Annotated in this window: 7 protein-coding genes; 4 read left to right on the forward strand and 3 right to left on the reverse strand. The window is 62.3% G+C overall.

Features of this window, described 5'->3' with window-relative positions; translation table 11 throughout:
- A partial coding sequence (locus EN884_RS24310; protein ID WP_128360775.1) for an NAD kinase occupies positions 1-559 on the reverse strand: 559 nt, incomplete at its 3' end.
- Positions 560-1,281: 722 nt separating this feature from the next.
- Between EN884_RS24310 and EN884_RS24315 the strand changes: the two genes are divergently transcribed.
- Positions 1,282-2,253: an NAD-dependent epimerase/dehydratase family protein gene (locus EN884_RS24315; protein ID WP_063168088.1), complete on the forward strand. Its 972-nt coding sequence runs from the start codon at positions 1,282-1,284 to the stop codon at positions 2,251-2,253.
- Positions 2,254-2,368: 115 nt separating this feature from the next.
- Here EN884_RS24315 and EN884_RS24320 read toward each other — a convergent pair whose 3' ends face one another.
- Positions 2,369-2,647: a hypothetical protein gene (locus tag EN884_RS24320; protein ID WP_127224493.1), complete on the reverse strand. Its 279-nt coding sequence runs from the start codon at positions 2,645-2,647 to the stop codon at positions 2,369-2,371.
- Here EN884_RS24320 and EN884_RS24325 point away from each other — a divergent pair.
- The 3 genes from EN884_RS24325 to EN884_RS24330 all read left to right on the forward strand — a co-directional run bounded on the left by EN884_RS24325 (position 2,619) and on the right by EN884_RS24330 (position 5,165).
- Positions 2,619-3,653 (forward strand): extracellular solute-binding protein, encoded by a 1,035-nt coding sequence (locus tag EN884_RS24325; protein ID WP_024503894.1) that lies wholly within the window; start codon positions 2,619-2,621, stop codon positions 3,651-3,653. The two genes, EN884_RS24320 and EN884_RS24325, sit on opposite strands and share 29 nt — an antisense overlap.
- 85 nt (positions 3,654-3,738) lie before the next feature.
- Positions 3,739-4,068: an amidase gene (locus EN884_RS39735; protein ID WP_245491980.1), complete on the forward strand. Its 330-nt coding sequence runs from the start codon at positions 3,739-3,741 to the stop codon at positions 4,066-4,068.
- Complete coding sequence (locus EN884_RS24330; protein ID WP_245491979.1) at positions 3,978-5,165, forward strand: amidase; 1,188 nt, start codon at positions 3,978-3,980, stop codon at positions 5,163-5,165. Before EN884_RS39735 ends, EN884_RS24330 begins: the two co-directional genes overlap by 91 nt.
- Here the strand turns inward: EN884_RS24330 and EN884_RS39060 are convergent.
- On the reverse strand, positions 5,160-5,378 hold a 219-nt coding region (locus tag EN884_RS39060; RefSeq protein WP_206617631.1), incomplete at its 5' end, for a hypothetical protein. The two genes, EN884_RS24330 and EN884_RS39060, sit on opposite strands and share 6 nt — an antisense overlap.

Raw genomic sequence — 5,378 nt, forward strand, 5'->3', positions numbered from 1 at the left:
ACGCGCCGCTGCTGGCGCTGACCCCGGTCAGCGCCAGCAGCGGCGCGTCGAGCGGCAGGATCGGCCCGTGCGCCGAAAGATTGTAGGCGGTGGACCCGGCCGGGGTTGCGATCATGACGCCGTCGCAGTTCAGTTCCTCAAGCCGGACCTGTTCGTCGACGGTGATGCGGATCTTGGCCGTCTGGTACGATTGACGCCACAGCGCCACCTCGTTGATAGCCAGTGCCGAAATCGTTTCGCCTTCCGAGGTCACGGCCAGCATCTCCAGCGGGCGGATGGTTTCGGCGACGGCGGCTTCGAGACGCTCGGTCAGGCCACCGGAACGATACTCGTTCATCAGGAAGCCGATGGTGCCACGGTTCATGCCGTAGACCTTCTTGCCGGTCCCCATCGTGTCGCGCAGGGTCTGCAGCAGGAAGCCGTCACCCCCAAGGGCAACGACGATCTCGGCCTCCTCGACGGAAGACTGGCCATAGCGCGCCGACAGGCTTTCCAGCGCCGTCTTGGCGTCAGCGGTGTCGGACGAGACGAAGGCGATGTGGCTGGCGGCTTTGCTCATGGCTCCCCGATGACGACCGGTGGCAGCGGCAGGGCCGCGCCAATTTCGGGGTAGCATGGGCGGGGTAGGTCTGCAAACGGAGCCGCCATCCCGGATGGCAATGCCATTCCGGGATGGCGAGGCGACCGCGGGACGGCGGATGCGGACATGCGTTCGCGTATCATGACAAAGGCTACGCGAATGTGATGGTTAAGACCGGCCTTAAAGTCTCGTAAAGCCGGATCGGTCATGTTAGCCGGCAGTGGATGGGTGGCGTGGGGGCTAGCCAGTCGAGGCCGACATATTGCCGGTAACACGCCTGATCATTGTCTTTCTGATGCTGGGAAGCTTCGCGCTGCTCTTTGCCGAACTGGTGCGCCAGTCCGAAGAGACGAGCTTCCGACCGCAGCCCACGGCGTCGCGCTGTGGTGACGCAGCCGGAGCGCCATGCCCGCAAAGGGCGCTGTAGCGCTGTAACCTGATCATCCTTTCGGACGACCGGCGGCATTGGCGGCCGCTTCGGTGCGCGACATCGCGCGGCAGTTTCTCTCCTTAAAAGCAGAGGCCGGTCGGCTGCCGCACGTTCCACTCGTGAAAGCTTGCTGTTTGCACTCGCGGCGCTTGGCGGTGTAGATGGGTGCACCGATTGGCGGAAAGGTTTTTGGGTAGCCTCGTATCCGCCGTTGTTGGGAAACAAGCCCTGCGGCTCGTTGACTGGCCGGGTGTCTGGAGCAGGGGGTTCCATGTCGCGCAGCGTGTTGATTTCTGGTGGCTGCGGCTTCCTCGGCTCACATCTGGTCGACCGTCTGTTGCGGCGAAGCGATCTGGAAAAGCTGATCGTCGTCGACAATCTTTGGACCGGGACGCGAGACAACGTCGCACATATCGCCGATCCGCGTTTCGATCTGCAGATTGCCGATGCCGAAAGCTTTTCATCCCTTCAACGCTTCGATGAGATCATCCATCTCGCGTCGCCGGCTTCGCCGCTTTGGTACATGCGCGAGCCGGTACGCACGATCAAGGCCAACATCGGCGGCGCGCTCAATCTTCTGACGCTGCTCAAGCCCGGCGGCCGTTTCTGCTTCGCCTCGACCTCGGAAGTCTATGGCGACCCCCTGGTTTCACCCCAACCCGAGAGTTACAGGGGATCGGTGGACTGCACCGGTCCCAGGGCCTCTTATGATGAAAGCAAACGCTGCACCGAGGCATTGCTGTTCGAACAGCAGCGGGTTGTCGGGCTCGACATTCGCGTCGTCAGGATTTTCAACACATATGGCCCGCGAACCCGCATCGACGACGGACGCGCCGTTTCGAACTTTGCCATCCAGGCTCTGACAACCGGGGTGCTGACGGTCTATGGCGACGGGTCCCAATCGCGCAGTTGGGGTTATGTCGACGACATCGTCGAGGGGCTGGAACGTTACTTCTGGCGCGACGGCATCTCGCATCGCGGCCCTCTGAACATCGGCAACGATCACGAGGTTTCCGTCCTGCGCATCGCGGAATTCGTCAGGTCGCTTGTCCCCGGCAGCCGCATCGAGCACCACCCTCCGGCTCCCCAGGATCCGACAAATCGGCGTCCGGACCTGACGTCGGCGAGGCATGTCCTTCCTGGCTGGGAAGCCAGGACGGGCTATCAGGAAGGCATCGGGCGCACCTTCGATTGGTTCCGTCAGCGAATTGCGGCCGGAACCGTTGCGGCCCCAACGGCCTGACGCGCCCGACGTCGCGGCCAAAGCTCTTTCCTGGCTGCCCACTTGGTCACCACCGCATCGGGCGCATCGATCGGCGAGCCATGGCCGTATCCGCATAAAGATATTGACTGCATGTTTAGTCATAGTTACTCCTGAGGTCGCGAATTGAGTTGGACAGCCGGCGCCAGCCGGTGAATGGCCACCGTGAAGAGGGGAATATCTCGACTGCGATGCGGCTTGCCGTTGCCGGTGCGCCGCATGCCGCAAATGCGATGCCGACGGCCGTTCTCGTGCCGTCGATCGGCATTGTCGCGGCCATCTTTTCGTCAGCAGGAAACGGACCTGAGGCCGTAACGCCGCCGGTCCCAACAATGGGAGCATACAGCATGAACTGGAAACTGACCGCGACGGCCATCGGCCTGTCGCTGCTGACTGTCACGGGCGTTGCCCATGCCGACGGCGAACTCAACATCTACAATTGGGGCAACTACACCAGTCCCGAGCTGATCAAGAAGTTCGAGGAGACCTACAAGGTCAAGGTCACCGTCACCGACTATGATTCCAACGATACCGCCCTGGCCAAGGTCCGGCAGGGCGCCTCCGGCTATGACATCGTCGTGCCCTCGGCGAGCGTCGTGCCGGTCTGGATCAGCGAAGGTCTGCTCTTGGAGACCGATCCCAACAAGATGGAGAACTTCAAGAACGTCGATCCCAGGTGGGTCGATGTTCCATTCGATCCAGGCCGCAAATATACCGTTCCATGGCAGTGGGGAACGACCGGCATTTCGGTGAACAAGTCGGTTTATGCCGGCGACCCCAACACATCGGCGATCTTCCTCGACCCACCCCCCGAACTCGTCGGCAAGATCAATGTCGTACCCGAAATGGGTGACATCATGTTCCTCGCCATCGCTTACGAGGGTGGCAAATATTGCAGCAGCGACATGCAGATGCTGAAGAAGGTGCATGACAAGCTGGTGGAGGCCAAGGCGAAATGGCTTTCGCTCGACTATGCGGCCGTCGACGGCCTGGGCAGGGGCGACATCGCCGCGGGCGTCAACTGGAACGGCATATCGCTGCGCGAGCGGCTTGAGAACGACAAGATCGTCTATGGCTATCCCAAGGAAGGCTATCCGATCTGGATGGACAATGTCGCTGTCCTCAAGGACGCCAAAAACGTCGACAACGCCAAGCTGTTCCAGAATTTCATCATGGATCCGCAGAATGCGGCGCTGATCTCAGCCTTTGCGCGTTATTCGAACGGCATCAAGGGCTCGGAAGCCTTCATGCCCGACGACATGAAGACCGCGCCGGAAGTCAACATTCCCGCCGATTTCGCCGCCAAGGGCCAGTTCATGCAGGCATGCCCGCCCGACGTGCAGGCGCTCTACACGAAGATCTGGACCGATCTGCAGAAATGACCTGACCAGGCTTTCCCGCGCCGCAGCACGCGGCGCGGTCATCTCCGTCCATGCAACGCGATGCGCAGATCGCAGGAGACTTCCCATGACCGATCTCGACCTTTGCTACATGCCGGCCAGCGAGGCGCTGCGGCTGTTCAAGGCAAAGAAGCTTTCGCCCGTCGAACTGATGCAGGCCACCATCCGCCGCGCCGAAGCCACCAAGCCGACGATCAACTGCCTCACCTTCACGCATTTCGACGAGGCGATGGATCTGGCCAGGAAAGCCGAGGGAAAATACGCCAGGGGGGCCCGTACCGGGCGCTCGAGGGGCTGCCGATCGGCATCAAGGACGAGAGCTACATCAAGGACAAGCCGACCTCGCACGGCTCGCTGCTGTCCCGGGATGCCATCGGTGGCCATACGTCGACGATGAACGAGCGCATCATCAAGGCCGGAGGCATTGTCCATGCCCGCACGGCGACGCCTGAATGCAGCTGCGCCGGCTACACCTGGTCGAAACGCTGGGGCGTGACGCGCAATCCGTGGAACCCGGATTTCACGCCCGGCGGTTCGTCCGGCGGTGCCGCGGCGACGCTGGCGTCCGGCACGTCGTCGATCGCCACCGGCTCGGACATTGCCGGGTCGATCCGAATTCCCGCGTCGGCCTGCGGTCTTGTCGGCTTCAAGCCGCCTTACGGGCGCAATCCGGACGAGCCGCCGTTCAACCTCGATTTCTACTGCCACACCGGACCTTTGGCGCGAAACGTCGGGGATGCGATCCTGCTGCAGAACGTGATGGCCGGACCGAGCCCGCTCGACATCGCCACGCTCCGCCCCAAACTGCGCCTGCCCAGCGACTACAAGCCGATCAAGGGCTGGAAGATTGCTTTCTCGATGGACCTCGGTTCTTTCGAGGTCGATCCGGACGTGCGCAAGAACACGCTTGCCGCCTGCGATGTGTTTCGCTCGCTTGGCGCCACGGTCGAGGAAGTCGATCTGGGCTGGGGCGACGACGTGCTCAAGGCGGGCATGGCCTATCTCGAACATCTGTTCGGCGCCTCACTGTCGCAACTGCTCAAGGAGCACGGCAAGGACATGACGAGCTATGCCAGGCAGTTCGCCGAGGACGGGCAAAGGTCGAAGGCGACGGACTTTGTCGGAACACTGGAAGTGGCGGCCAGGATGTACCAGACGCTGGGGCCGCTGCTGGAGACCTACGATGTGCTGATCTGCCCGACCAACGCGCTTCCCGCCGTGCCGGCGGAGTTCGATCAGACAACGGGCACGGTCGAGATCAACGGCAAGCAGGTGAACCCGTCGCTTGGCTGGGTGATGACGACGCCGTTCAACATGATGAGCCGCTGTCCGGTTCTATCCGTGCCGTCGGGCCGGGCGGCAAGCGGCGTGCCGACAGGCATCCAGATCGTCGGCCGCACCTATTGCGATGCCGATGTCTTCCGGGCGGCCATGGCCTATGAGATGGCCAAGGGGCAGTGGTACACAAACGCCGAAACGCGCCCGTCGCTATAACAGGGCGATGCGGCCCTTGCCGCGATCGTGGTTGATCTGCGGTTTCGGTTGTGGTGAGCCGACGCCGGACACCTCGAATAGACGGATCCGTGGCGGCGCCGGCGATCGCCGGCAGAAGTCCGAAAGGAGCTGGACGAAGATGGCGCAACAAAACACTGCGGCGGCAAAACGCAAAGGCGCAACGGCGAAGAATGGACGTGCGGCAAACGATGC

It is taken from the genome of Mesorhizobium sp. M7A.F.Ca.AU.001.01.1.1 (assembly GCF_004022735.1).
Taxonomy (GTDB): domain Bacteria; phylum Pseudomonadota; class Alphaproteobacteria; order Rhizobiales; family Rhizobiaceae; genus Mesorhizobium; species Mesorhizobium ciceri.